Below are 22,481 nucleotides of genomic sequence, written 5' to 3'. Positions count from 1 at the left end.
TTTTGACCCTCTGGAGAGAGAATCATGAACTTCCGTACCTCCCGGCGAGGCGGTGGGCTCAATAGCCTGCTGCTGGCCGGCGCAATTGGCTTGACCGCATTGTCGACCCCCGCCCTCTGTGCCACGCCGATCAAGGGAGGCACGATCTCGGTTGCCACCATAGGCGAGCCGCCCACGCTGGATCCGATGACCAGCACGGCCGACCTGGTGGGCATCCTGACCCAGCACTTCTTCGAAACGCTGTACACCTTCGACGGCAAGTGGAACCTGACCCCGCTGTTGGCCGACAAGCTGCCGGAAGTCTCGGCCGACGGGCTGACCTACACGATCCCGCTGCGCCAGGGCATCACCTTCCACGACGGCTCCAAGATGGACTCGTCGGACGTGCTGGCCTCGCTCAAGCGCTGGACCGAGACCGCCACGCGCGGCAAGATGGCCGCCAAGATCATCACCGGCATCGAAGCGCCGGACGCCAACACCATCCGCATCACGCTCAAGCAGCCCTATGCGCCCCTGACCGCGCTGCTGGCCATGAACAACAGCGCCGCCGTCATCATGCCCAAGGGCAAGATCGCTCCGGCCCTGACCGAATTCGTCGGCACCGGCCCTTACCAGCTGAAGGCGCGCGTGCCTGACCAGTACATCCAGCTGGTCCGCTTCGAAGGCTACAAGCAGCGCGAAGGCGAGCCCGACGGCTTCGGCGGCGCTCGCAAGCAGTACCTGGACGAGATCCGCTTCGTGCCGGTCAGCAACGCCAACACCCGCGTCGAAAGCGCGGTGGCCGGCCAGTTCGACTACGTCGACTCGCTGCCGGTGGAATCGCTGCCCAAGCTCAAGAACGGCCGCTCCGACCCCGTCATGCTCAAGCCCTTCGGCTGGCCGCGCCTGGTGCTCAACACCAAGCAGGGCATCATGTCGAACCTGGCCGTCCGCCAGGCCGTGCAGCTGGCGCTGAACGAAGAAGACATGCTGTACGCCGCCTTCGGCGACAAGAACTTCTACAAGCTCAACGGCGACCTGTATCCCGAGGGCTATCCCTGGGCCACGTCCCTGGGCGGCAAGGTCTACAACAAGGGCGACGCCGCCGGCGCCAAGAAGCTGGTGGATGGCGCCAACGTGCAGGACCGCAAGATCCGCATCCTGACCAGCCAGCAGTACGAGTTCCACTACAAGATGGCCCTGGTGGCCGCCGAATACCTGAAGGCCGCGGGCTTCACCGTGGACATGCAGGTGGTGGACTGGGCCACGCTGACGCAGCGCCGCCAGGACCCGGCGCTGTGGGACATCTTCATTACGCACAGCCCCTTCCTGCCGGAGCCTGCCCTGATCGACTTCCCGTCCAAGGACGCGCCGGGCTGGTGGGACACCCCGCGCCGCAACCAGGCGCTGGACGCCTTCAACCAGGCTGGCAACCAGGAAGAACGCATCAAGCGCTGGGCTGACGTGCAGCAGGCCGTCTACGACGAAGTGCCCTTCATCAAGGTCGGCGACTTCAACGCCCAGGCCGCCCGCTCGCCGTCGCTGCAAGGCACCAAGGCCGTGCCGTGGCCCTACTTCTGGAACGCCTGGAAGTCCAAGTAATGGCGTAGCGCGGCAGGACAAAGGCGCCACACAAGACCTCCTGCCGCGTTCCACGCATCAACGCATGACCCGCAGAGCGCGCCCTTCCAACAAGCGCGCCGCCTCTCCCCACGATACGACGCTTTTTTAGGACATCCATCGTGTTGCGTTATCTCTTAAACCGGCTGGTCGGGCTGGTGGCCGTGATGTTCATCGTCGCGACCATCGTCTTCGTGATCATCCGCGTCACGCCGGGCGACCCCGCCGCCGTGATGCTGGGTCCGCAGGCCAGCCAGCAGGACATCGCCGCCCTGCGCACCCAGCTCGGGCTGGACCAGCCGATGGCCGTGCAGTATGTGTCGTGGCTGGGCAAGCTGGCCCAGGGCGACCTCGGCCAATCCATCTTCATGAACAAGCCGGTGCTGTCGGCCTTGGCCGACCGCGCCGAACCCACCATCCTGCTGACGCTCATGTCGCTGCTGATCGCCAGCGCCATCGCGCTACCGGTGGGGATCCTGTCCGCGGTCAAGCGCGGCACCACGCTGGACCAGTCGGTGCTGTCGTTCTCGATGTTCACCTCCAGCGTGCCCAGCTTCTGGCTGGGGCTGCTGCTGATGCAGGTGTTCTCGGTCAAGCTGGGATGGCTGCCCGTGGCCGGCTATGGCGGCCCCGACGCCTCCCTCATGACCCGCCTGTCGCACCTGATCCTGCCCGCCGTGGTGCTGGGCCTGGTGAACTCGGCGCTGATCACGCGCTTCATCCGCGCCAGCATGCTGGACGTGCTGCGCGACGACTATGTGCGCACCGCGCGCGCCAAGGGCCTGCCGGAAAGCAAGGTGATCCTGAAGCACGCCGTGCGCAATGCGCTGATCCCCATCCTGACGGTGCTGGGCCTGACCACCGCGCTGCTGATCAGCGGCGCGGTCGTGACCGAAACCGTGTTCGGCCTGCCCGGCGTGGGCAGCCTGGTGGTGTCGGCCGTGCTGCGCCGCGACTACCCCGTCATCCAGGGCGCGCTGCTGATCATCGCGGCCATCTATGTCCTGATCAATCTCATCATCGATCTGCTGTACCTGCTGGTCGACCCCCGGGTTCGTTATTGATGATTAAGCCCACCCCCGAAGCGCCTGTGGCGCTTCCCCCTCAAGGGGGCGCCGCCTGCGGCCCGGCAAAGCCGGCTCCGCGCGGCCCCGATTCGATGCACCGCAAGTGGAGCAATTGAAATGACAACCGGGACTACCGTGAATTCCGGAACCGACCGCTGGCAGGTCCTGCGCCTGCTGGTGTCGCGCAAGACCGTGCTGATCAGCCTGATCGTGATCGTCGTGCTGGTCCTGGCCGCGCTGCTGGCGCCCTGGATCAGCCCCTACGATCCGTTCAAGCTGTCCATCATGAACCGGCTGAAGGCGCCGGGCGCCGCGCACTGGTTCGGCACCGATGACTTCGGCCGCGACGTGTTCAGCCGCGTCATCCACGGCGGCCGCCTGTCGCTGATGGTGGGCTTTTCCGTGGTGATCGTGTCCAGCATCCTGGGCATCGCGCTGGGTCTGATCGCGGGCTTCTTCCGCACGGCGGACAAGTTCGTGTCGCGCTTGATCGACGCCATGATGGCCTTTCCCGACATCCTGCTGGCGATCTCGCTGGTGGCCGCGCTGGGCCCGTCGCTGGTCAACGTGGTGATCGCGCTGGGCATCGTCTACACGCCGCGCCTGGCGCGCATCGTGCGCGCCTCGACCCTGGTGATCCGCGAACTGCCCTTCGTCGAAGCCGCCCGCGCGCTGGGCGTGCCCACCTGGCGCATCGTCACCGTGCACGTGCTGCGCAACCTGGTGTCGCCCATCCTGGTGCAGGGCACGTTCATCTTCGCCTACGCGATCCTGGCCGAAGCCGGCCTGTCGTTCCTGGGCGTGGGCGTGTCGCCCGACATCCCCACCTGGGGCACCATGATCAACGCCGGCCAGCAGTACATGGGCTCGGCCGACTGGATCATGATCTTCCCCGGCATCGCCATCGTCCTGTCCGTGCTGTCGCTGCAACTGGTCGGCGACGGCCTGCGCGACGTCCTCGATCCGCGCCTGCGCAAGGAGCTGTAATCATGACCGCAAGCACCCGAGACGCCGTGCTTTCCGTGGAAGGGTTGAAGACCTGGTTCCACAGCCGCGACGGCATCGCCAAATCCGTGGACGGCGTGACCTTCGATCTGGCCCGCGGCGAAACGCTGGCCATCGTCGGCGAGTCCGGCTCCGGCAAGTCCGTGACCAGCCTGTCCATCATGGGCCTGCTGCCCAAGCCGGCGGGCCGCATCGAGGCCGGCAAGATCCTGTTCCGCGACCGCCAAGGCGTCCAGCACGACCTGGCCCAGGCCGCGCCCGCCACCCTGCGCAAGATCCGCGGCGCCGAAATCGCCATGATCTTCCAGGAGCCCATGACCAGCCTGAATCCGCTGTACACGGTGGGCGACCAGATCGCCGAAGCCGTGCTGCAGCACGAGGGCGGCTCCCACGACGCGGCCATGCGGCGCGCCCGTGAAATGCTGGAGCGCGTGGAGATCCCGGCGGCCGAGCGGCGCATCAACGAGTACCCGCACCAGATGTCGGGCGGCATGCGCCAGCGCGTGATGATCGCGCTGGCCCTGGCCTGCAACCCCGCCGTGCTGATCGCCGACGAGCCCACCACCGCGCTGGACGTGACCGTGCAGGCGCAGATCCTGGACCTGTTGCGGCGGTTGCAAGCCGAGATGAACATGAGCATCCTGTTCATCACGCACAACCTGGGCGTGGTGGCCGAGATCGCGCATCGCGTGGCGGTCATGTACGCGGGCCGCGTGGTCGAGGACGCCGGCGTCTACGACCTGTTCGAAAAGCCCACGCACCCCTACACCCGCGGCCTGCTGTCCTGCATCCCCACGGCCGCCCTGCTGGCCTCCGGCGAACGGCTGCGCGCCATTCCGGGCAACGTGCCCAGCGTGCTGTCGCTGCCGGCCGGCTGTACTTTCGCGCCGCGCTGCCCCCTGGCCGCCGACGACTGCCGCGCCGCCGTGCCCGAACTCCTGCCGGTGCAGACCGACCACCGCGCGCGCTGCATCAAGGTGAATCCGATATGACGAGTAGCCCCATTCCCATCCGCGCCGAAGAGCCGCTGGTGCGGATCCAGGACCTGAAGGTCCACTTCCCCACTTCGCAGGCGCGCAACGCCCCGATGGTGAAGGCCGTGGACGGCGTCAGCTTCGACGTGCCGCGCAACACCATCGTCGGCCTGGTCGGTGAATCCGGCTCCGGCAAGACCACCACCGGCCGCGCCCTGCTGCGGCTGTTCGCGCCCACCGCCGGCCGCATCCTGTTCGACGGCCAGGACATCACCACGCTGTCCGAAAAGCAGATGCTGCCCTGGCGCCGCCGCATGCAGATCGTGTTCCAGGACCCCTACGCCAGCCTCAACCCCCGCATGACGGTGGCCGAGATCCTGGGCGAGGCGCTGGACACCCACCAGCTCGCCCAGAACCGCCGCATAGCCCGCATCGGCGAGCTGCTGGAACGCGTGGGCCTGAACGCCGACCACAGCCGCCGCTATCCGCACGAGTTCTCCGGCGGCCAGCGCCAGCGCATCGGCATCGCCCGCGCGCTGGCGGTCGAGCCCGATTTCATCGTGGCCGACGAGCCGGTGTCCGCGCTGGACGTGTCGGTGCAGGCGCAGGTGCTGAACCTGCTGCAGGACTTGCAGCGCGACCTGGGCCTGACCATGCTGTTCGTGGCCCACGACCTGGCGGTGGTGGACTACCTGTGCGACGAGGTCGTGGTGATGTACCTGGGCCGCGTCATGGAGCGCGGCCCGACCAGCGAGGTCTATGCGCGCCCCCGCCATCCCTATACCCGCGCGCTGCTGTCCGCCGCGCCGGTGCCGGACCCGCGCGCGCCGCGCTCGCGTATCCTGTTGAAGGGCGACATCCCCAGCCCGGTCAATCCGCCTTCCGGCTGCGTGTTCCGCACCCGCTGCCCCTACGCCATCGAAAGCTGCGCGACCACCGAGGCGCAGGCCGCCAACGTCGGCCCGGGCCACTATGTGGCGTGTTCGCGCATCGGCGACGCCGAGCTGGCCGCCTGATCGCCGCCCAGTCCAGAACAGACCCAGGAAGCCCACATGAACATCATCCGCGACATCGTCTTCCAGATACGCAGTCGGCGGGACTCGCTAAGCGTGACCGAACGCAAGGTCGCCGACGCCATCCTGGACGACATCATCTGGGGCGCCAGCGCCACCGTCGACCAGCTGGCGGCCAAGGCCGGCGTCAGCATCGCCACCATCTCGCGCTTCGCGCGCACGGTCGGCTGCGACGACACCCGCGACCTGAAGCTCAAGCTGGCCCAGGCCAGCACGGTGGGCAGCCGCTTCCTCGATCCCAGCGCGCCGACCGAGGAAAGCACCTTCTACGCCCGCATCTACGCCGACATCGAAAGCACGCTGCGCGCCCACCTGCCCAACTTCACCGAGCAGCTGTTCGAAGCGGCCGCCGGCATCGTCGACGGCGCGCGCATGATCTACGTCTTCGGCATGGGCGGCGCGTCGGCCGTGCTGGCGCAGGAAGTGCAGTCGCGCCTGGTGCGCCTGGGCTACCCCATCGCCGTGTACAGCGACGCGGTGCTGCTGCGCATGGTCGCGGCCACCCTGGACGAGCGCGACGCGGTGCTGATCCTGTCGGCCTCGGGCCTCACACCGGAAATCGTGGGCGCGGCCCGCATCGTCAAGCAGTACCAGGCGCGCATCGTCGCCATCACCGACGCGACCTCCGCCCTGGCCGAACTGGCCGACGTGGTGCTGCCCATCCGCACCGACGAAACCGACTTCATCTACAAGCCCTCGGCATCGCGCTACGCGATGATGCTGGCCATAGACCTGCTCTCGACCGAACTGGCCATGCTGAACCAGGAAGAAAACCGGGAGCGCCTGCGCCGCATCAAGCTGGCGCTGGACGAACACCGCGGCGGCCCGAACCGCCTGCCGCTGGGCGATTGAACTGGAACACAAGATGTACGACACCCTCATAGGCAATGTGCTGGTCCTGGACGGCACCGGCGAACCCGCCTACCGCGCCAACGTGGCGCTGGCCGACGGCCGCATCGCCGCCATCGGCGACCTGCCGGGCGCGGCGGCGCGCCAGATCATCGATGGCACCCGCCTGGCGCTGGCCCCGGGTTTCATCGACGTGCACACCCATGACGACACCAACGTCATCCGCACGCCAGACATGCTGCCCAAGCTTTCCCAGGGCGTGACCACCGTGGTGGTGGGCAATTGCGGCATCAGCGCCTCGCCCGTGGCCCTGCGCGGCGAACCGCCGGACCCGATGAACCTGCTGGGCGCCCGCGCCGACTTCAGCTACCCCACCTTCGCGGACTACACCCGCGCCATCGAAGCCGCGCGGCCCGCCGTGAACGTGGCAGCGCTGGTCGGCCATACCGCGCTGCGCAGCAACCACATGGACCGACTGGACCGCGCCGCCACGCGCGAGGAAGTGCTGGCCATGCGCGAGCAGCTGCGCGACGCGCTGGCCCATGGCGCCATCGGCCTGAGCACCGGCCTGGCCTATGCCTCCGCCTTCGACGCGGACACCGAAGAGGTCAAGCTGCTGGCCGAGGCGCTGGATGAATTCGGCGCGCTCTACACCACCCACCTGCGCTCCGAGTTCGCCGCCATCCTGGAGGCCATGCAGGAAGCCTTCGACATCGGCCAGCATGCCCGCGTGCCGGTGGTGGTGTCGCACCTGAAATGCGCCGGCGCCGGCAACTGGGGCCGCACGAAAGAAGTGCTGTCAGCGCTGGAAACCGCCGGCCGCCTGCAGCACGTGGGTTGCGACTGCTATCCCTATTCCGCCAGTTCGTCGACCCTGGACCTGAAGCAGGTCACGGACGAGTTCGACATCGACATCACCTGGTCGGTGCCGCATCCGGAGCAGGCTCGCCGCAAGCTGGCCGACATCGCCGCCGACTGGGGCGTGACTTTGCTGGAAGCGGCCGCGCGCCTGCAGCCAGCCGGCGCCGTGTACCACAACATGCATGAAGACGACGTGCGCCGCGTGCTGTCGCACCGGCTCACCATGGTGGGTTCCGACGGCCTGCCCAACGACCCCATGCCGCACCCGCGGCTCTGGGGCGCGTTCCCGCGCGTGCTGGGCCACTACAGCCGCGATGTGGGGCTGTTCCCGCTGACCGAGGCCGTGCACAAGATGACGGGCCTGTCCGCCGCCCGCTTCGGCCTGGCCGAGCGCGGCCTGGTGCGCGAGGGCTACCACGCGGACCTGGTGCTGTTCGATCCGGCCACGGTCATCGACCGCGCCACCTTCGCCGCGCCGGTGCAGACCGCCGCCGGCATCGAGGCGGTCTGGGTCAATGGCGCCCTGTCCTACCGCCAGGGCGAGGCCACCGGCGACCGCGCCGGCCGCTGGCTGCCGCGCAGCGGCGACCTGCGCAAGAACTTCCAGTAAGCAACGGGCGAAAACCCGGCGCAAAACCGGCCATTCATTTCAAGGAGAGAACCATGAGCAATGCTCCCACCGCCGACAGCAACGGCATCACCCGCTACGGCGTCGCCGGCGGTACGGGCCAGGGCGGCTCGCACATGCCCTTCGCCCGCGCGGTCGCGGCCGATGGCTGGCTGCACGTGTCCGGCCAGGTGCCGATGGACAACGGCGAAGTCGTCGAAGGCGGCATCGTGACCCAGTCGCACAAGGCCATCCAGCAGGTGCTCGCCATCCTGAAGGAAGCCGGCTACGGCCCCGAACACGTCGTGCGTTGCGGCGTATGGCTGGACGACGCGCGCGATTTCGCGTCGTTCAACAAGGTGTTCAAGGAATACTTCGGCGAGAATCCGCCGGCCCGGGCCTGCGTGCAGTCGTCGTTGGTGGTGGACGCAAAAGTCGAGGTCGACTGCATCGCGTACAAACGTCCTTAAGCGGACGCCACATAAGAAAAAGCCTGGCGTTGCCAGGCTTTTTCCATCACATCTTCACTACATCCACACCCTTCGGCGCGACGAACTGGAATTCCTTGGCCGGCAGCTGCGGGTTGGCGGCAATGCCGGACAGGTCCACGCGGGTGGTTTGCCCGAACGAATCCAGCAGCTCCACGCGCACCGGCAGATTGTCCTTCATGCCGATGTCCACGCGCGAGAAACCCGCATCGGCGGTGCGCGGCTTGGCGCGCAGCCAATCGATCCCGTCCTTGGACGGCAGGGCCGAAACGTCGAACGACTGCTCCAGCGAACCCGAGCCGAACAGGATGGCGGCGGGCGAGGTGCCGATGGCGGCATCGACCTTGCGCTCGGTCACCTGGGCCAGGTCCGGATCGAACTGGAACACCTGGCGGCCGTCCGACACCACCAGCTGTTCATAAGGCTTCTGCACCGCCCACTTGAACTTGCCGGGACGCTGGAACGAGAACACGCCGGTCTGGGCGGGCTGCGTGCGGCCCTGGTTGTTCACCGTGTATTGCGAAAACGAGCCCGTGGCCGCGGTCACGGTAGCCACGAAAGCGCGCAGCTGCTCCTGCGCGCTGGCGGCGAACACCATGGCGGGCGCCAGGCTCAGGGCCGCCACGGCGGCCAGTCGACGGAACATCTTCATCAAGCTTCCTCTCGGGCGGCAGCGGCCGCGGGAACAAGGATCTCGCGGTTGCCATTGGACTGCATCGCCGACACCATACCCGATTGCTCCATCTGCTCCAGTAACCGGGCCGCACGGTTGTAACCAATGCGCAGGTGGCGCTGCACCAGCGAGATGGACGCGCGGCGGTGCTTGAGCACCACCTCGCAAGCCTGGTCGTACATCGGGTCGGATTCGGCGTCGCCGCCGATGCCGGTGACGCTGCTGGCGCCTTCGCCCGCGTCCCCATCCAGGCCGCCTTCCAGCAGGCCTTCGATGTAGTTGGGTTCGCCCTGCGCCTTGAGGCTTTCCACCACGCGATGCACTTCGTCATCACTGCAGAACGCGCCGTGCACACGCACCGGCAGGCCGGTGCCTGGCGGCATGTAAAGCATGTCGCCCTGGCCCAGCAGGGTTTCGGCGCCCATCTGATCCAAAATGGTGCGCGAGTCGATCTTGGACGACACCTGGAAGGCGATGCGCGTCGGGATGTTGGCCTTGATCAGGCCGGTGATGACGTCCACGCTGGGACGCTGCGTGGCCAGGATGAGGTGGATGCCGGCGGCGCGCGCCTTCTGCGCCAGGCGGGCGATCAGCTCTTCGATCTTCTTGCCCACCACCATCATCAGGTCGGCAAGTTCGTCGATGACCACCACGATGGTGGGCAGCGGCGACAGCGGCTCCGGCGCGTCCGGGGTCAGCGAGAACGGATTCGGAATGGGTTCCTCGCGCTTGATGGCGTCGCGGATCTTGGTGTTGTAGCCCGCCAGGTTGCGCACGCCCATCTTGCTCATCAGGCGGTAGCGTTTTTCCATTTCGCCCACGCACCAGTTCAGCGCGTTGGAGGCCTGGCGCATGTCCGTGACCACCGGCGCCAGCAGGTGCGGAATGCCTTCGTAGACGCTCATTTCGAGCATCTTCGGATCGATCAGGATCAGCCGGGTGTGGGACGCGTCCGCCTTGTACAGCAGCGACAGGATCATGGCGTTGATCCCCACGGACTTGCCCGAACCGGTGGTGCCCGCCACCAGCAGGTGGGGCATCTTGGCCAGGTCGGCCACCACCGGGTTGCCGGCGATGTCCTTGCCCAGCGCCATCGTCACGACGGAATGGCTGGCGTGATAGGTTTGCGAGCCCAGGATCTCGGACAGGCGCACCATCTGGCGGCGCGGGTTGGGCAATTCCAGGCCCATCAGGTTCTTGCCCGGAATGGTTTCCACCACCCGGATGCTGACCAGGCTGAGCGCGCGCGCCAGGTCCTTGGCCAGGTTGACGATCTGGCTGCCCTTCACGCCCGTGGCGGGCTCGATCTCGTAGCGCGTAATGACCGGGCCGGCCTGCGCCGCCACCACGGTGACCGACACGCCGAAGTCGGCCAGCTTCTTTTCGATCAGGCGCGAGGTGAATTCGATGGTTTCGGCCGACACCGTTTCCTGGTTGGTCAGGGGCGGATCCAGCAGGCTGATCGCCGGCAGGTCGCCTTCGGCGCCGCCCGAGGGCGCGAAGAACAGCGATTGCTGCTTTTCCTTTTCGACCCGTTCGGACTTGGGTACCACGGTAATCGCGGGTTCGATCCGCACCGGCTGCTCGTGGACCAGCTTTTCCTGCTTGGCCACGACCTGTTCGGTGCGCACGGCCTTGGCGACCTCGCCGACCTTGCGGTCTTCGCGGGCGGCGTAGGAATCGCGCACGCGGCGCACCAGGCCTTCCAGCCACGAGCCCACGCGTTCGGCGATGGACAGCCAGGAAAACGAGAAGAACAGGCTCAGGCCGATGGCCAGCATGACCAGGAAAGCCAGCGTGCTGCCGGTGAAGCCGATACTGCGGCCGATCAGGTCGGCCAGCGTCTGGCCGATCACGCCGCCCGCGCCGCTGGTGTTCTCGGAGGCGCCGGGCAGATGCGTGCCGCGGCTGGCCAGGCGCAGGGCTTCCATGCCCAGCGACCCCACCAGCAACAGGAAGAAACCGATGCCCTCTTCCCAGTGGACACGGGGCAACACTTCCGGCTGCTTACTATTGGTAACGCGAAGATGGCTGGCCAGGCGGCGGTAGCCCGCGCGCACCCGGTGCAGCAGCAGGATCACCCACCACCAGGCGGAAAAGCCGAACAGATAGAGCAGGATGTCCGCCAGATAGGCGCCCAGGGTCCCGCCCTTGTTGTGGATGGCGCCGGCGGGGACGGAATGCGACCAGCCGGGGTCGGCCGCGTTCCAGGTGGCCAGCACCAGCGTCAGCCAGGCCGCCAGGGCGGCGAAGAGGATCCAGCGGGCTTCGCGCAGCAACGCGGACAAGCGCGTCTGCAGGGGGGAAGGCCCGTTACGGGTGTTGCGCGAGGCGCGCGGAGAAGCAGTCGAGATACGCGGCATGCGGCTCATTATAATTGGGCGTTAACCTAAAGATACCCGCCCATGTCCACGCCCAAGCACGCTAAAGTTTTGATACTCGGTTCCGGCCCTGCCGGTTACACGGCGGCCGTCTATGCGGCACGCGCCAATCTGAGCCCTGTTCTTGTTACAGGTCTGGCCCAAGGCGGCCAGCTCATGACCACCACGGACGTCGACAACTGGCCGGCGGACGCGGAGGGCGTGCAGGGTCCGGACCTGATGCAGCGCTTCCAGAAGCACGCCGAACGTTTCAACACCGAAATGATCTTCGACCACATTGCCAAGGTCGATGTGTCCAAGCGCCCGTTCACCCTCACGGGCGACACCGGCAAGATCTACACCTGCGACGCGCTCATCATCGCCACCGGCGCCTCGGCCAAGTACCTCGGCCTGCCGTCTGAAGAGACCTTCATGGGCCGCGGCGTGTCCGGCTGCGCCACCTGCGACGGCTTCTTCTACCGCAACCAGGACGTGGTCGTGGTCGGCGGCGGCAATACCGCCGTGGAAGAAGCGCTGTACCTGTCGAACATCTGCCGCAAGGTCACCCTGATCCACCGCCGCGACAAGTTCCGCGCCGAGCCCATCCTGGTCGACAAGCTCATGAGCAAGGTCGAGAACGGCAACATGGAGCTCAAGCTGTTCCATACGCTGGAAGAAGTGCTGGGCGACGACAGCGGCGTCACCGGCGTGCGCGTGCGCCACGTCGACACCGGCGTCACCGAGGACATGGCGGCCACCGGCGCGTTCATTGCCATCGGCCACCAGCCCAACACCGAGATCTTCCAGGGCCAGCTGGAAATGAAGGACGGCTACATCGTCACCAAGAGCGGCCTGTCCGGCATGGCCACGATGACCTCGGTCCCCGGCGTCTTCGCCGCCGGCGACGTGCAGGACCACGTCTACCGCCAGGCCATCACCAGCGCCGGCACCGGCTGCATGGCCGCGCTGGACGCACAACGGTGGCTGGAGAATGCGGGGCAGTAAGGTCGGCCTGGCCGACCTGAAACGCCTGAAGAAAGACCTGCAGGCCGAGCGCGAACGCGCCGCCCTGGCCCAGCGGGTGGCGATGCTGAAAAAACCGGATACCGCCCCCGTTGACGACATGGCGGCGTTCAAGCGCACCATGCAGTCAGTCACGCCGATCAAGCAGGCCGCCCGGGTGGAGCACAAGCCCGTGGCGCAGCCCGCGCCCGCGCTGCGCCGCGCCAACGCGCTGGGCGAAACCCCCACGCGCGCCGATGCCGGCGTCTCCGACGGCGGCGAAATCACGCATCTGCTGTCCGAAGGCGGCACCGCCTTCGTACGCAGCGACGCCGCGCCCGACACCGCGCGCAACCTGCGCCGCGGCCAATGGCGCGCCGGCGCCGAACTGGACCTGCATGGCCTGCGGGTGGAACAGGCCCGCCACGCCCTGCTGTCGTTCCTGGACGAATGCCAGGAGCACGGCATCCGCTGCGTGCGCATCGTCCACGGCAAGGGCTATGGCTCGCAGGGGCTGGAGCCGGTGCTCAAGGACAAGGCCCGCACCTGGCTGGTGCAGAAGAGCGAAGTCCTGGCGTTTTCCGAAGCACCCGAGCGCGAAGGCGGCGCGGGCGCCCTGCTGGTGCTGCTGCGGCAATCCGAGGGAACACGCAAATGAAGTGGCTCTACCTGGGCATAGCCATCATCGCCGAGATCTTCGCCACCAGCGCGCTCAAGGGGTCCGAAGGCTTCACCCGCCTGGCGCCGTCCATCGTGACGGTGTTCGGCTACCTGATTTCGTTCTATTTCCTGTCGCTGACGCTGCGCGAGATCCCGGTGGGCATCGCCTACGCCATCTGGTCCGGCGTGGGCATCGTGCTGATTTCCATCGTCGGCGCGGTGCTGTTCAAACAGCACCTGGACACGCCGGCGCTCATCGGCATCGGCCTCATCATCGCCGGCGTGGTGGTGATGAACGTCTTCTCGAAATCCGTTTCGCATTGAAGCCCCGCGACGGGTCAACGGCGAGTACCCGGATCCGCCGCTGGCTGGCGGCCTGGCTGTGCCTGGGCTGCCTGGGCCTGCTGCCGACCGGCCAAGCCCTGGCCCAGGAGTTCAACCGCGCGGCCGAGCTCGCGCGCTACCGGACCTGGCTGAGCGCTTTCAAGCAGGACCTGGACCAGTTGTCCGCCATGCCCGGCCCCTTGTCGCAAGCCCAGCTGGAAGCGATGTTCGCCCGCACGGTGGTGCCCGGCTCGCGCGGCGCGGGGTTCATCCGCCAAGCGTTCACGCAGCGTGGCAGTGAAGGCGCCTACTTTCCGAAATCCGGCCCGCGCGCCGTGCTCATGGCCGTGCTGGACAGCGCCATCCCGGCCGGCCAGGGCGGCTTGTATCCGGAAACGGATGCGGCCCTGAACGTCGCGGACCTGACCGTCTGGTACCTGCATGTGGATGTCGGCGACATGACCAATACCTACCTGCTGTCGGGCGAACACTTCACACCCTACAGACTGCCGCCTCCAGGCAAGCTGGAACGCAACGCCTACCCCTTCCTGCTGATGGACACGCGCGATGACGCCTTGCGCCTGGGCGGGATCAGCAGCGAACTCTGGGGGCTGATCGCCTACCTGCACAATGCGGCACTCTGATTCCGCACGGCGTCTGCTTGCGCTGACCGCGCTTTCCCTTGCGCCGGGGCTGGCCAGTGCGCTGTGCGAACCGCTGGCCGCGTCCGCGCAGCGCCACACCGGGGTAATGGACATTTCCCTGGACGACACCAATACCTTGCTGGCGCTGGACGGCTCGCGCATCCGCTCATGGTTGCCTGGCGTCACCATCGACACCGGCGAGCGCGCCTTGGCCACCATATGGGCAGAACGGGTGGACTGGTCCGTCTACGCCGCCGCGCCGGACGCCCGCATCGGCGTCACCATGCTGCGCTGGGAAAGCGCCCCCGACGGCCGCCAACATTTGTGCGGCATCGCCCGTTACAGCGCCGGCGCCGTGCACGAAGCCCGCGCGTCGGGCAAGGCCGCGCTGCCCCCGCCAGACGCCGAAACGCGCTTCTACTATGACGCCGCCGGTCGGTTGACTGGCTACGAGGAACGTTCGCGCGCCTGGGACGGCCGCCGCAACCGGCCGGCGCGCTATTGCCTGCGCTACGACACCCACGGTTGGCTGGCCGAGCTGGGCGCCAACGATTGCGCGGCGCCTTCCCGGCCCGTGACCCGCTACGTGCATGACGCCGCGGGCCGGTTGTTGCGCACGATTTCCTATCAAGACAAATCCGAAGATGCGTTCGAAGTCGTGACGCATGACGCTCAGGGCCGCAGGGCGCAGCGCTACTTGCGCCAGCGGACGGCGTGGGCGGACGAACCTGCCGTTCTGGGACTGCCCTACCGCGCAAGCGCGGATCCCTACGCCTCCCTGGTGCTGCCCGGCCCCGCCTGGGAAGCGCCCGAGCTGGACTCGTACAACTACGACTGGGCCATCGTGCAGCCCAAGAAGACGGCCGAGGGGGTTGCCAGCATCTATGCCGCCAAGCGGGATCCCTCGCAGATATTGGCGCAAGGCAACAGCGGCGACCAGCGGCGATTCATCATGACCGCCGCGCAACGCAAGCGAATCTGGGAAGCGGCCGGCAAGACGCCGGGCGGCGTGCAATGGCTATGGGCGCCCGGCCAGACCTATACCTTGCTGCAAGCCATGCCCGCGGCGGCATGGGCATCCTGCGTCGATCCGGAAAACCGGAACGCCAACGCCTGCGGAACGCCTTAGCCGCGTTCGCCCTGCGGCTTGGGCGCGCCCGGATGGCGCAGGTAGTCCACCAGCGCCAGCGTGGCGCGGTCCGGCGGCGGCGTCAGCAGCGACACCACGATGATCGTCAGGAAAGCCACCGGCGCGCCGAACACGCCCGCCGCGATCGGCTGGATGCCCCACCACAGGTCCACGGGCTGGGTGCGCGAAATGCCCAGCACCCATTCGCGCAACCAGGGATGCGTGTGCGTCATGTAGGCGAACGTCGCCGCCAGCCCGGCCGCCATGCCCAGCGTCGCGCCCCATTTGTTGGCGCGGCGCCAGAACACGCCCATGACCAACGCCGGGAAAAAGGATGACGCCGCAAAGGAAAACGCGGCCGACACCATGAAGAGAATGTCCGCGGGCTTGCGCGCCGCCACCCAGGCGGCGCCGAAGGCCACCAGCAGCAGCAGAATCTTGGACACCATCACGCGGCGCGCCGCCGACATGCGCGGCGACACCATGCGATACCACATGTCGTGCGACAGGGAGTTGGAGAGGGTCAGCAACAGGCCGTCGGCGGTGGACAGCGCCGCGGCCAGCCCGCCCGCCGCCACCAGGGCCGATATCACGTAGGGCAGTCCGCCGATTTCCGGCATGGCCAGCACCACCACGTCGGCGCCCATGCTGATCTCGCTCAACTGCACGATGCCGTCGCGGTTGACGTCGGTCACGTCCAGCAGATTGCTGTCGACGGCGCTCCAGGCATGCACCCAGTTGGGCAGGCTGAGAAAGCTGGACCCCACCACCTGGGTATAGACCTCGTACTTCACCAGCAGCGCCAGCGCCGGCGCCATGAAATACAGCAGCAGGATGAACAGCAGCGACCAGCACACCGATTTGCGCGCCTCGATGACCGAGGGCGTCGTGTATGAACGCATCAGGATGTGCGGCATGCCCGCAGTGCCCAGCATCAGGCAAAGCACCAGCGCCAGGAAATTGACGCGCATGTTGCGCTGCTCTTCTGGATCCTTGGACGGAAACGGTTCCGCATGCGGCGTGGCCGGCGCCGCTCGCGCCTCGAACGCGGCCTTGGCCTGCGCCCAGGCGATACGCGCCTCTTCCACGCCGGCGGGATAGCCGGCCAGCTCGCGCTCTGCCGAGCGGATCTCGACCATGGGCGCATCGTTCGCAGTCAACTGCGCCAGCCGGCTGCGCAGCTTGTCCTTTTCCAGCGTCCAGGATTCGGGCAATGCCGCCATCCGGCGGCCCATTTCGTCGGCGCGCTCCTGCCACAGCCTGCGCACCTCGATTTCGGACGGGTCGTTCTGCAGGTAGACCTCTTTTTCGGTCACCTGCTGCAGCACCACGCCGGCCGACAGCTGCGGCACGGGCATGTTGGTGTGCTTGATGGACAGCCAGACCACCGGCACCAGATAGGCGATGACCAGGATGATGTACTGCCCCACCTGCGTCCAGGTGACTGCGCGCATGCCGCCCAGGAACGAACAGACCAGCATGCCGCCCAGCGCCACGAAGATGCCGAGCTCGAAGGAGATGCCGGTCATGCGCGTGGTGATGATGCCCACGCCGTAGATCTGCGCCACCAGGTAGGTGAAGGAACAGAGTATGGCGCAGGCCACGCCCGCCAGGCGCGGCATATTGCCGCCATAGCGCGCGCCCATGAAGTCGGGAATGGTGTATTGGCCGAAGCGGCGCAGATAAGGCGCCAGCAGCATCGCCACCAGCACATAGCCGCCGGTCCAGCCCATGATGTAGGCCAGCCCGCCATAGCCCGTCAGGTAGAGCGTGCCGGCCACGCCGATGAAGGAGGCCACCGACATCCAGTCGGCGGCCGTGGCCATGCCGTTGTAGATCGCGGGCACCCGCCGACCCGCCACGTAGTACTCCACCTGATCCGAGGTCCGGCAGACGATGCCGATGCCGGCGTACAGGCTGACCGTGACCAGCAGGAACACATAGCCGATCCAGTTGCGCGGCATGCCCAGGATCTCGGCCAGCGCCATCAACAGGATCATCAACGCGAATCCCGCCGTGTACAGCACGTAGATGCGGCGCAACCGGACTCTGAATTGCTGGGGCGTGTCTCCGCTGAAAAACGGCATCAGCGGTGCCCTCCCACGTCTTCGGAGCGCTCATCGGCGCGATTCATGATCCGGGCGTAGATGCCGATGATGACCAGGTAGGCCAGCGGCGCGCCATAAGCGGCCATCCAGAACGCGAACGGCCAGCCGATGAAATCGAAATTCAGGCTGCGGGCAAAAAAAGCGGGAATGAAGGTCAGTGCGGCCCATACGACGAGCAACACCAGGATCAGCCACAAGTTGCGGCGCCAATAGGGAGTCGTGGCGGGTGTCGAGGATGAAAGGCGCGATTCCGACATAGCTGGGATGAGCGAACCCTGTCTGATTATCGCGAAACGCGGCGCTTGAAAAGCCTTTGCGCTTGAAATGCCGGCTTTTTATGCGACAACGGCTGGCACTACCTGGTGCCAGCCGTTGTGCGTTTTGCTTTTTTTGGGTACTGCTTTACTTTTTTTATGTACCGGTGCCGCCGGTATTTGCCCATGCAGGGCTTTGTCTCCTCACCTGCATGGGAAGAGATTCTGCACCAGATGCGGGATTGTCACACTAGGGGAATGCCCTAAGAAGGAGCATTCATTTACATATTTCCCGCACCATATTGGTGCAATGCGGGTTTCGGGTTCTAAATATTGGGATTTTTCGGCCGTCTTGCGGCCATTCCGGACCCCGCCTGCCTGGCCCCCGCTTCCCTCCGCTTGGCAGCTCCGGCTTGGGCCCGCGACCGTGCGCGCGCCATGCCCGTCTTTGGGCGGCTGCGAGAACCTGGCCCCATTTACGTTTCATTTACACCCTCCTCTCAAACGTATACCCCGTTTTTACCCCCCGCTCCGTAACCTGCCGGTGTCCTGATTGGTCACTACGCCTGCCCGGCGCGCATCCCTATTTGCCGTGCAGGCCCGTCGTTCGAAGGGAGCGCCGCTCCCGGGAGGAAAAACGTGGATGCCTTGTATATCGCCATCTTTGCCGTCATGGCCGGGCTGACCTTCGCCCTGCTGCGGTTCTGCGAAACCTTGTCTGCGGGAGAGCAGCCATGAACTGGCTCTATTGGCTGAGCGGCCTGACGGCCGCCCTGTTGTTCGTGTACCTGCTGGTCGCGCTGTTCAAACCGGAGAAATTCTGATGACCGCCGAATTCGTCGGATTGCTGGTCGTATACCTGGCAGTCCTGCTCGCGATCGCGCCCCTGCTCGGGCGCTACATCCGTATCGCCATGGAAAACGGGCAGTCCCGGCTGACCGCCTGGGGCCGCCCCATCGAGCGCGGCGTCTACCGGCTGGCGGGCATAGACCCGCAGGCCGAGATGGGCTGGAAGCGCTACGCCGTGGCGGTGCTGACCTTCAACATCATCGGCATCGCGGCCGTCTACGCCCTGCAGCGCCTGCAGGGCGTGCTGCCGCTCAATCCTGCCGGCATGGGTGCGGTGTCGCCGGACTCTGCCCTGAACACCGCCATCAGCTTCGTGGCCAATACCAACTGGCAAGGCTATGGCGGCGAATCGACGATGAGCTACCTGACGCAGATGCTGGCGCTGACGGTGCAGAACTTCGTCTCGGCCGCCACCGGCATCGCCGTGCTGTTCGCGCTGATCCGCGGCCTGTCGCGCCATTGCTCGGCCACCGTGGGCAACTTCTGGACCGACATGGTGCGCAGCACGCTGTACGTGCTGCTGCCGCTGTCCCTGGTCCTGGCACTGGCGCTCGTCAGCCAGGGCGTGATCCAGAATTTCAGCCCCTACCAGGAAGTCCAGACGGTCGAAGCCGTGCACTACGACCAGCCTCGCGTGGACGCGCAGGGCCAGCCCGTGCTGGACGCCCAGGGACAGGCAGTGACCGATCCCGCCGTCAGCAAGACCCAGACCCTGGCGATGGGTCCGGTCGCTTCGCAGGAATCGATCAAGCTGCTGGGTACCAACGGCGGCGGCTTCTTCAACGCCAACTCCGCGCATCCGTTTGAGAACCCCACGCCGCTGGCCAACTTCCTGGAGATGCTGGCCATCCTGGCGATTCCCGCCGCGCTGTGCTTTTCGTTTGGCGAGATGGTGGGCAGCCGGCGCCAGGGCATCGCGATCCTGGCGGCCATGACCGTGCTGTTCGCGGTGTTCGCCCTGTCCGCCGCCTACTTCGAACAGCAGCCCAATCCCATGGCGGCCCAGGCCGGCGCCGACAGCGCGCTCAGCGCGTTCTCGCCGGGCGGCAACATGGAAGGCAAGGAAACCCGCTTCGGCATCGCCGCCACCTCGCTGTTCGCCACCGTCACCACGGCAGCGTCCTGCGGCGCGGTCAACGGCATGCACGATTCGCTCAACGCCATGGGCGGCCTGACGCCGATGCTGTTGATGCAATTGGGCGAGGTGGTCTTCGGCGGCGTGGGTTCGGGCCTGTACGGCATGCTGGCCTTTGCCATCCTGGGCGTCTTCATTGCCGGGCTGATGATAGGCCGCACCCCGGAATACCTGGGCAAGAAGATCGAAGCCTATGACATGAAGATGGTCTCCATCGTCATCCTGGCGACCCCGCTGCTGGTGCTGGTCGGCACGGCGCTGGCGGTCTCGGTGCCGGCCGGCCAGGCTGGTGTGCTCAATCCAGGCATCCACGGTTTCTCCGAAATCCTCTATGGCCTGACGTCGGCCGCCAACAACAACGGCAGCGCCTTCGCCGGGCTGTCCGCCAACACGCCCTTCTACAACGTGCTGCTGGGCATCGCCATGTGGTTTGGCCGCTTCGCCATCATCGTCGCCATCCTGGCGATGGCCGGCTCGCTGGCCGCCAAGCGCCGCCTGCCCGCCGGCCCCGGCAGCATGCCCACCACCGGCCCGCTGTTCGTGGTGCTGCTGATCGGCGCGGTACTGCTGGTGGGCGCTTTGACGTATGTGCCCGCGCTGGCATTGGGTCCTGTCGCAGAACATCTGCAAGTGAAAGGCTAGGAATGAAAATGGCCAAGATTGAAACCTCTACTACCGGCGCCGGAGGCGGTGCCGCCCGCGCCGCATCGCACGCCGCGCATGAACGCCAGTTCGGCATGTGGTCGCGCGCCCTGGTCGGCCCTGCGGTGCTGGACAGCCTGCGCAAGCTCTCGCCTGCCGCGCAGCTGAAGAACCCCGTGATGTTCGTCGTCTACGTCGGCAGCATCCTGACCACGGTGCTGTGGGTCATGGCCCTGCGCGGCCAGGCCGAAGCGCCCGCCGGCTTCATCCTGGCGATCGCCGTGTGGCTGTGGTTCACCGTGCTGTTCGCGAACTTCGCCGAAGCCCTGGCCGAAGGTCGCGGCAAGCAGCAGGCGGCCACCCTGCGCGGCCTGCGCACCACCATCGACGCCCGGCTCCTGAAGGGCTTTCGCGATGCCGACGCCAGCACGGCGCAACCCGGCGCCTGGCGCAGCCAGGCCGTCAGCCAACCCTCGGGCCTGCTGCGCCGGGGCGACGTGGTGCTGGTCGAAGCGGGGGACATCATCCCTGGCGACGGCCAGGTCATCGCCGGCGTGGCGTCTGTGGACGAAAGCGCCATCACCGGCGAATCCGCGCCCGTGATCCGCGAATCCGGCGGCGACTTCTCGTCCGTTACCGGCGGCACCCGCGTGCTGTCGGACTGGATCTTCGTGCGCATCGCCGCCGATCCCGGCGAGAGTTTCCTGGACCGCATGATCACCATGGTCGAAGGCGCCAAGCGCCAGAAGACGCCCAACGAGCTGGCCCTTACCATCCTGCTGGTGGGCCTGACCGTGGTCTTCCTGCTGGTGGTCGTGACCCTGATGCCGTTCTCGATCTATGCGGTCAGCGCCGCCGGCGGCGGTTCGGTCGTGACAGTCACGGTGCTGGTCGCGCTGCTGGTCTGCCTGATCCCCACCACCATCGGCGGCCTGCTGTCGGCCATCGGCGTGGCCGGCATGAGCCGCATGATGGGCGCCAACGTCATCGCGACGTCCGGCCGCGCCGTCGAAGCCGCCGGCGACGTGGACGTGCTGCTGCTGGACAAGACCGGCACCATCACTTTCGGCAACCGCCAGGCCTCGACCTTTCTGCCTGCCCCCGGCGTGTCCGCGCGCGAACTGGCCGAGGCCGCGCGCCTGGCCTCGCTGGCCGATGAAACGCCGGAAGGACGCAGCATCGTGGCGCTGGCCGACAAGTCCATCCACGCGCCCGCCGCCCCCACCCCGCACGCCGAATTCGTGCCCTTCACCGCGCAATCGCGCATGAGCGGCGTGAACCTGAACGGCCGCATGATCCGCAAGGGCGCGGTCGACGCCGTGCAGGCGTGGCTGGCCGAGCAGGACTCGACGGTGCCGGAGCAGGCGTTGCGCCTGGCCGAAGACGTGGCGCGCCGCGGCAGCACGCCGCTGATGGTCAGCGACGGCAACCGCGCGCTGGGCGTGGTCGAGCTGAAGGACATCGTCAAGCCCGACATCCAGTCGCGCTTCGCGGAATTGCGCCGCATGGGCATCAAGACCGTAATGATCACCGGCGACAACAAGCTCACGGCCGCGTCCATCGCCGCCGAGGCCGGCGTGGACGACTTCCTGGCCGAAGCCACGCCCGAAGCCAAGCTCAAGCTGATCCGCGCCTACCAGGCGGAAGGCCGGCTGGTGGCGATGACGGGCGACGGCACCAACGATGCGCCCGCGCTGGCGCAGGCCGACGTCGCGGTGGCGATGAATTCGGGCACCCAGGCCGCCAAGGAGGCGGGCAACATGGTGGACCTGGATTCCAACCCCACCAAGCTCATCGAGATCGTCGAGATCGGCAAGCAGATGCTGATGACCCGCGGCGCGCTGACGACCTTCAGCGTGGCCAACGACGTCGCCAAGTATTTCGCCATCATTCCGGCCGCCTTCGCCACCGTCTATCCGCAGTTGAACGTGCTGAACATCATGGGCCTGGCCACGCCGGCCTCGGCCATTCTGTCGGCCGTGATCTTCAACGCGCTGATCATCGTGGTGCTGATCCCGCTGGCGCTCAAGGGCGTGCGCTATCGCGCGCTGGGCGCCGCCGTGCTGTTGCGCCGCAATCTGCTCATCTATGGCCTGGGCGGCCTGCTGGTGCCGTTTGCCGGCATCAAGCTGGTCGACATGGTGCTGGCCGCCCTGGGCTGGGCCTGAGCCTCAAACT

General features: G+C 66.9%; 20 protein-coding genes. 16 read left to right on the top strand and 4 right to left on the bottom strand.

The annotated features are described in order from the left end of the window. The first annotated feature begins 24 nt into the window (after positions 1–24). From N5C88_RS06845 to N5C88_RS06810, 8 genes are all read left to right on the top strand, one after another. Positions 25–1,581 carry an ABC transporter substrate-binding protein gene (locus tag N5C88_RS06845; protein ID WP_059373813.1) on the top strand — a complete coding sequence of 519 codons (1,557 nt, stop codon included), beginning with the start codon at positions 25–27 and terminating at the stop codon, positions 1,579–1,581. 140 nt (positions 1,582–1,721) lie between these two features. Next, complete coding sequence (locus tag N5C88_RS06840; protein WP_059373812.1) at positions 1,722–2,663, top strand: ABC transporter permease; 942 nt, start codon at positions 1,722–1,724, stop codon at positions 2,661–2,663. A gap of 120 nt (positions 2,664–2,783) precedes the next feature. Continuing rightward, positions 2,784–3,653: an ABC transporter permease gene (locus N5C88_RS06835; protein WP_059373811.1), complete on the top strand. Its 870-nt coding sequence runs from the start codon at positions 2,784–2,786 to the stop codon at positions 3,651–3,653. Between the two features lie 2 nt (positions 3,654–3,655). Further along, entirely contained in the window at positions 3,656–4,663 is a 1,008-nt protein-coding gene (locus N5C88_RS06830) for an ABC transporter ATP-binding protein (RefSeq protein ID WP_280015012.1), read from the top strand. Then, the gene (locus N5C88_RS06825) at positions 4,660–5,661 is read left to right on the top strand and encodes an ABC transporter ATP-binding protein (protein WP_280015011.1); all 1,002 of its coding nucleotides are present in this window, start codon (positions 4,660–4,662) and stop codon (positions 5,659–5,661) included. The genes N5C88_RS06830 and N5C88_RS06825 overlap by 4 nt, the downstream gene beginning before the upstream one ends. A gap of 36 nt (positions 5,662–5,697) precedes the next feature. Next, a complete protein-coding gene (locus N5C88_RS06820) occupies positions 5,698–6,570 on the top strand; it encodes a MurR/RpiR family transcriptional regulator (protein ID WP_054450103.1) in 873 nt (290 codons plus the stop codon). Positions 6,571–6,583: 13 nt separating this feature from the next. Further along, complete coding sequence (locus N5C88_RS06815; RefSeq protein ID WP_280015010.1) at positions 6,584–8,038, top strand: D-aminoacylase; 1,455 nt, start codon at positions 6,584–6,586, stop codon at positions 8,036–8,038. A 53-nt stretch (positions 8,039–8,091) separates the two neighbouring features. Further along, positions 8,092–8,505 carry a RidA family protein gene (locus tag N5C88_RS06810; protein ID WP_118931699.1) on the top strand — a complete coding sequence of 138 codons (414 nt, stop codon included), beginning with the start codon at positions 8,092–8,094 and terminating at the stop codon, positions 8,503–8,505. Positions 8,506–8,551: 46 nt separating this feature from the next. Here N5C88_RS06810 and lolA read toward each other — a convergent pair whose 3' ends face one another. Together lolA and N5C88_RS06800 are read right to left on the bottom strand one after the other, a co-directional pair. Further along, complete coding sequence (gene lolA / locus N5C88_RS06805; protein ID WP_059373806.1) at positions 8,552–9,175, bottom strand: outer membrane lipoprotein chaperone LolA; 624 nt, start codon at positions 9,173–9,175, stop codon at positions 8,552–8,554. Further along, complete coding sequence (locus N5C88_RS06800; RefSeq protein WP_118931698.1) at positions 9,175–11,559, bottom strand: DNA translocase FtsK; 2,385 nt, start codon at positions 11,557–11,559, stop codon at positions 9,175–9,177. Before N5C88_RS06800 ends, lolA begins: the two co-directional genes overlap by 1 nt. Before the next feature lie 42 nt (positions 11,560–11,601). On the opposite strand from N5C88_RS06800, the gene trxB reads away from it, so the two are divergent. Genes trxB through N5C88_RS06775 form a run of 5 tightly spaced genes read left to right on the top strand, consistent with a single transcriptional unit; the run spans position 11,602 to position 15,315 of the window. After that, positions 11,602–12,561 carry a thioredoxin-disulfide reductase gene (gene trxB, locus N5C88_RS06795; protein WP_059373804.1) on the top strand — a complete coding sequence of 320 codons (960 nt, stop codon included), beginning with the start codon at positions 11,602–11,604 and terminating at the stop codon, positions 12,559–12,561. Continuing rightward, entirely contained in the window at positions 12,548–13,216 is a 669-nt protein-coding gene (locus tag N5C88_RS06790) for a Smr/MutS family protein (protein WP_280015009.1), read from the top strand. Before trxB ends, N5C88_RS06790 begins: the two co-directional genes overlap by 14 nt. Further along, entirely contained in the window at positions 13,213–13,542 is a 330-nt protein-coding gene (locus tag N5C88_RS06785; protein ID WP_054450090.1) for a multidrug efflux SMR transporter, read from the top strand. The genes N5C88_RS06790 and N5C88_RS06785 overlap by 4 nt, the downstream gene beginning before the upstream one ends. After that, the gene (locus tag N5C88_RS06780) at positions 13,539–14,186 is read left to right on the top strand and encodes a hypothetical protein (protein WP_280015008.1); all 648 of its coding nucleotides are present in this window, start codon (positions 13,539–13,541) and stop codon (positions 14,184–14,186) included. Before N5C88_RS06785 ends, N5C88_RS06780 begins: the two co-directional genes overlap by 4 nt. Beyond that, positions 14,173–15,315 (top strand): hypothetical protein, encoded by a 1,143-nt coding sequence (locus N5C88_RS06775; protein ID WP_280015007.1) that lies wholly within the window; start codon positions 14,173–14,175, stop codon positions 15,313–15,315. Before N5C88_RS06780 ends, N5C88_RS06775 begins: the two co-directional genes overlap by 14 nt. Here the strand turns inward: N5C88_RS06775 and N5C88_RS06770 are convergent. Then, positions 15,312–17,402 carry a sodium:solute symporter family protein gene (locus tag N5C88_RS06770; RefSeq protein WP_059373800.1) on the bottom strand — a complete coding sequence of 697 codons (2,091 nt, stop codon included), beginning with the start codon at positions 17,400–17,402 and terminating at the stop codon, positions 15,312–15,314. The genes N5C88_RS06775 and N5C88_RS06770 overlap by 4 nt on opposite strands. Then, entirely contained in the window at positions 17,402–17,680 is a 279-nt protein-coding gene (locus N5C88_RS06765; RefSeq protein WP_059373799.1) for a DUF4212 domain-containing protein, read from the bottom strand. Before N5C88_RS06765 ends, N5C88_RS06770 begins: the two co-directional genes overlap by 1 nt. Positions 17,681–18,411: 731 nt before the next feature. Between N5C88_RS06765 and kdpF the strand changes: the two genes are divergently transcribed. From kdpF to kdpB, 3 genes are read left to right on the top strand one after another with little or no spacing between them, the layout of a single operon-like run. Continuing rightward, positions 18,412–18,501 (top strand): K(+)-transporting ATPase subunit F, encoded by a 90-nt coding sequence (gene kdpF, locus N5C88_RS06760; protein ID WP_013391886.1) that lies wholly within the window; start codon positions 18,412–18,414, stop codon positions 18,499–18,501. Next, complete coding sequence (kdpA, locus tag N5C88_RS06755) at positions 18,501–20,303, top strand: potassium-transporting ATPase subunit KdpA (protein WP_280015006.1); 1,803 nt, start codon at positions 18,501–18,503, stop codon at positions 20,301–20,303. The genes kdpF and kdpA overlap by 1 nt, the downstream gene beginning before the upstream one ends. An 8-nt stretch (positions 20,304–20,311) precedes the next feature. Next, positions 20,312–22,471 carry a potassium-transporting ATPase subunit KdpB gene (kdpB, locus tag N5C88_RS06750; RefSeq protein WP_059373797.1) on the top strand — a complete coding sequence of 720 codons (2,160 nt, stop codon included), beginning with the start codon at positions 20,312–20,314 and terminating at the stop codon, positions 22,469–22,471. The last annotated feature ends 10 nt before the right edge of the window (positions 22,472–22,481 follow it).

The sequence above is a fragment of the Achromobacter sp. GD03932 genome, assembly GCF_029839485.1.
GTDB lineage: Bacteria > Pseudomonadota > Gammaproteobacteria > Burkholderiales > Burkholderiaceae_B > Achromobacter > Achromobacter bronchisepticus_A.
The sequence above is the reverse complement of the archived record's forward strand: the minus strand, read 5'-3'. Positions and strand labels throughout refer to the sequence as shown.

Bases quoted from the DNA above. Each gene is read 5' to 3' on its own strand.
- N5C88_RS06845 (WP_059373813.1), top strand. From the start codon at position 25: ATGAACTTCCGTACCTCCCGGCGAGGCGGTGGGCTCAATAGCCTGCTG.
- N5C88_RS06835 (WP_059373811.1), top strand. From the start codon at position 2,784: ATGACAACCGGGACTACCGTGAATTCCGGAACCGACCGCTGGCAGGTC.
- N5C88_RS06830 (WP_280015012.1), top strand. From the start codon at position 3,656: ATGACCGCAAGCACCCGAGACGCCGTGCTTTCCGTGGAAGGGTTGAAG.
- N5C88_RS06825 (WP_280015011.1), top strand. From the start codon at position 4,660: ATGACGAGTAGCCCCATTCCCATCCGCGCCGAAGAGCCGCTGGTGCGG.
- N5C88_RS06820 (WP_054450103.1), top strand. From the start codon at position 5,698: ATGAACATCATCCGCGACATCGTCTTCCAGATACGCAGTCGGCGGGAC.
- N5C88_RS06815 (WP_280015010.1), top strand. From the start codon at position 6,584: ATGTACGACACCCTCATAGGCAATGTGCTGGTCCTGGACGGCACCGGC.
- N5C88_RS06810 (WP_118931699.1), top strand. From the start codon at position 8,092: ATGAGCAATGCTCCCACCGCCGACAGCAACGGCATCACCCGCTACGGC.
- lolA (WP_059373806.1), bottom strand. From the start codon at position 9,175: ATGAAGATGTTCCGTCGACTGGCCGCCGTGGCGGCCCTGAGCCTGGCG.
- N5C88_RS06800 (WP_118931698.1), bottom strand. From the start codon at position 11,559: ATGCCGCGTATCTCGACTGCTTCTCCGCGCGCCTCGCGCAACACCCGT.
- trxB (WP_059373804.1), top strand. From the start codon at position 11,602: ATGTCCACGCCCAAGCACGCTAAAGTTTTGATACTCGGTTCCGGCCCT.
- N5C88_RS06790 (WP_280015009.1), top strand. From the start codon at position 12,548: ATGCGGGGCAGTAAGGTCGGCCTGGCCGACCTGAAACGCCTGAAGAAA.
- N5C88_RS06785 (WP_054450090.1), top strand. From the start codon at position 13,213: ATGAAGTGGCTCTACCTGGGCATAGCCATCATCGCCGAGATCTTCGCC.
- N5C88_RS06775 (WP_280015007.1), top strand. From the start codon at position 14,173: ATGCGGCACTCTGATTCCGCACGGCGTCTGCTTGCGCTGACCGCGCTT.
- N5C88_RS06770 (WP_059373800.1), bottom strand. From the start codon at position 17,402: ATGCCGTTTTTCAGCGGAGACACGCCCCAGCAATTCAGAGTCCGGTTG.
- N5C88_RS06765 (WP_059373799.1), bottom strand. From the start codon at position 17,680: ATGTCGGAATCGCGCCTTTCATCCTCGACACCCGCCACGACTCCCTAT.
- kdpF (WP_013391886.1), top strand. From the start codon at position 18,412: ATGAACTGGCTCTATTGGCTGAGCGGCCTGACGGCCGCCCTGTTGTTC.
- kdpA (WP_280015006.1), top strand. From the start codon at position 18,501: ATGACCGCCGAATTCGTCGGATTGCTGGTCGTATACCTGGCAGTCCTG.
- kdpB (WP_059373797.1), top strand. From the start codon at position 20,312: ATGGCCAAGATTGAAACCTCTACTACCGGCGCCGGAGGCGGTGCCGCC.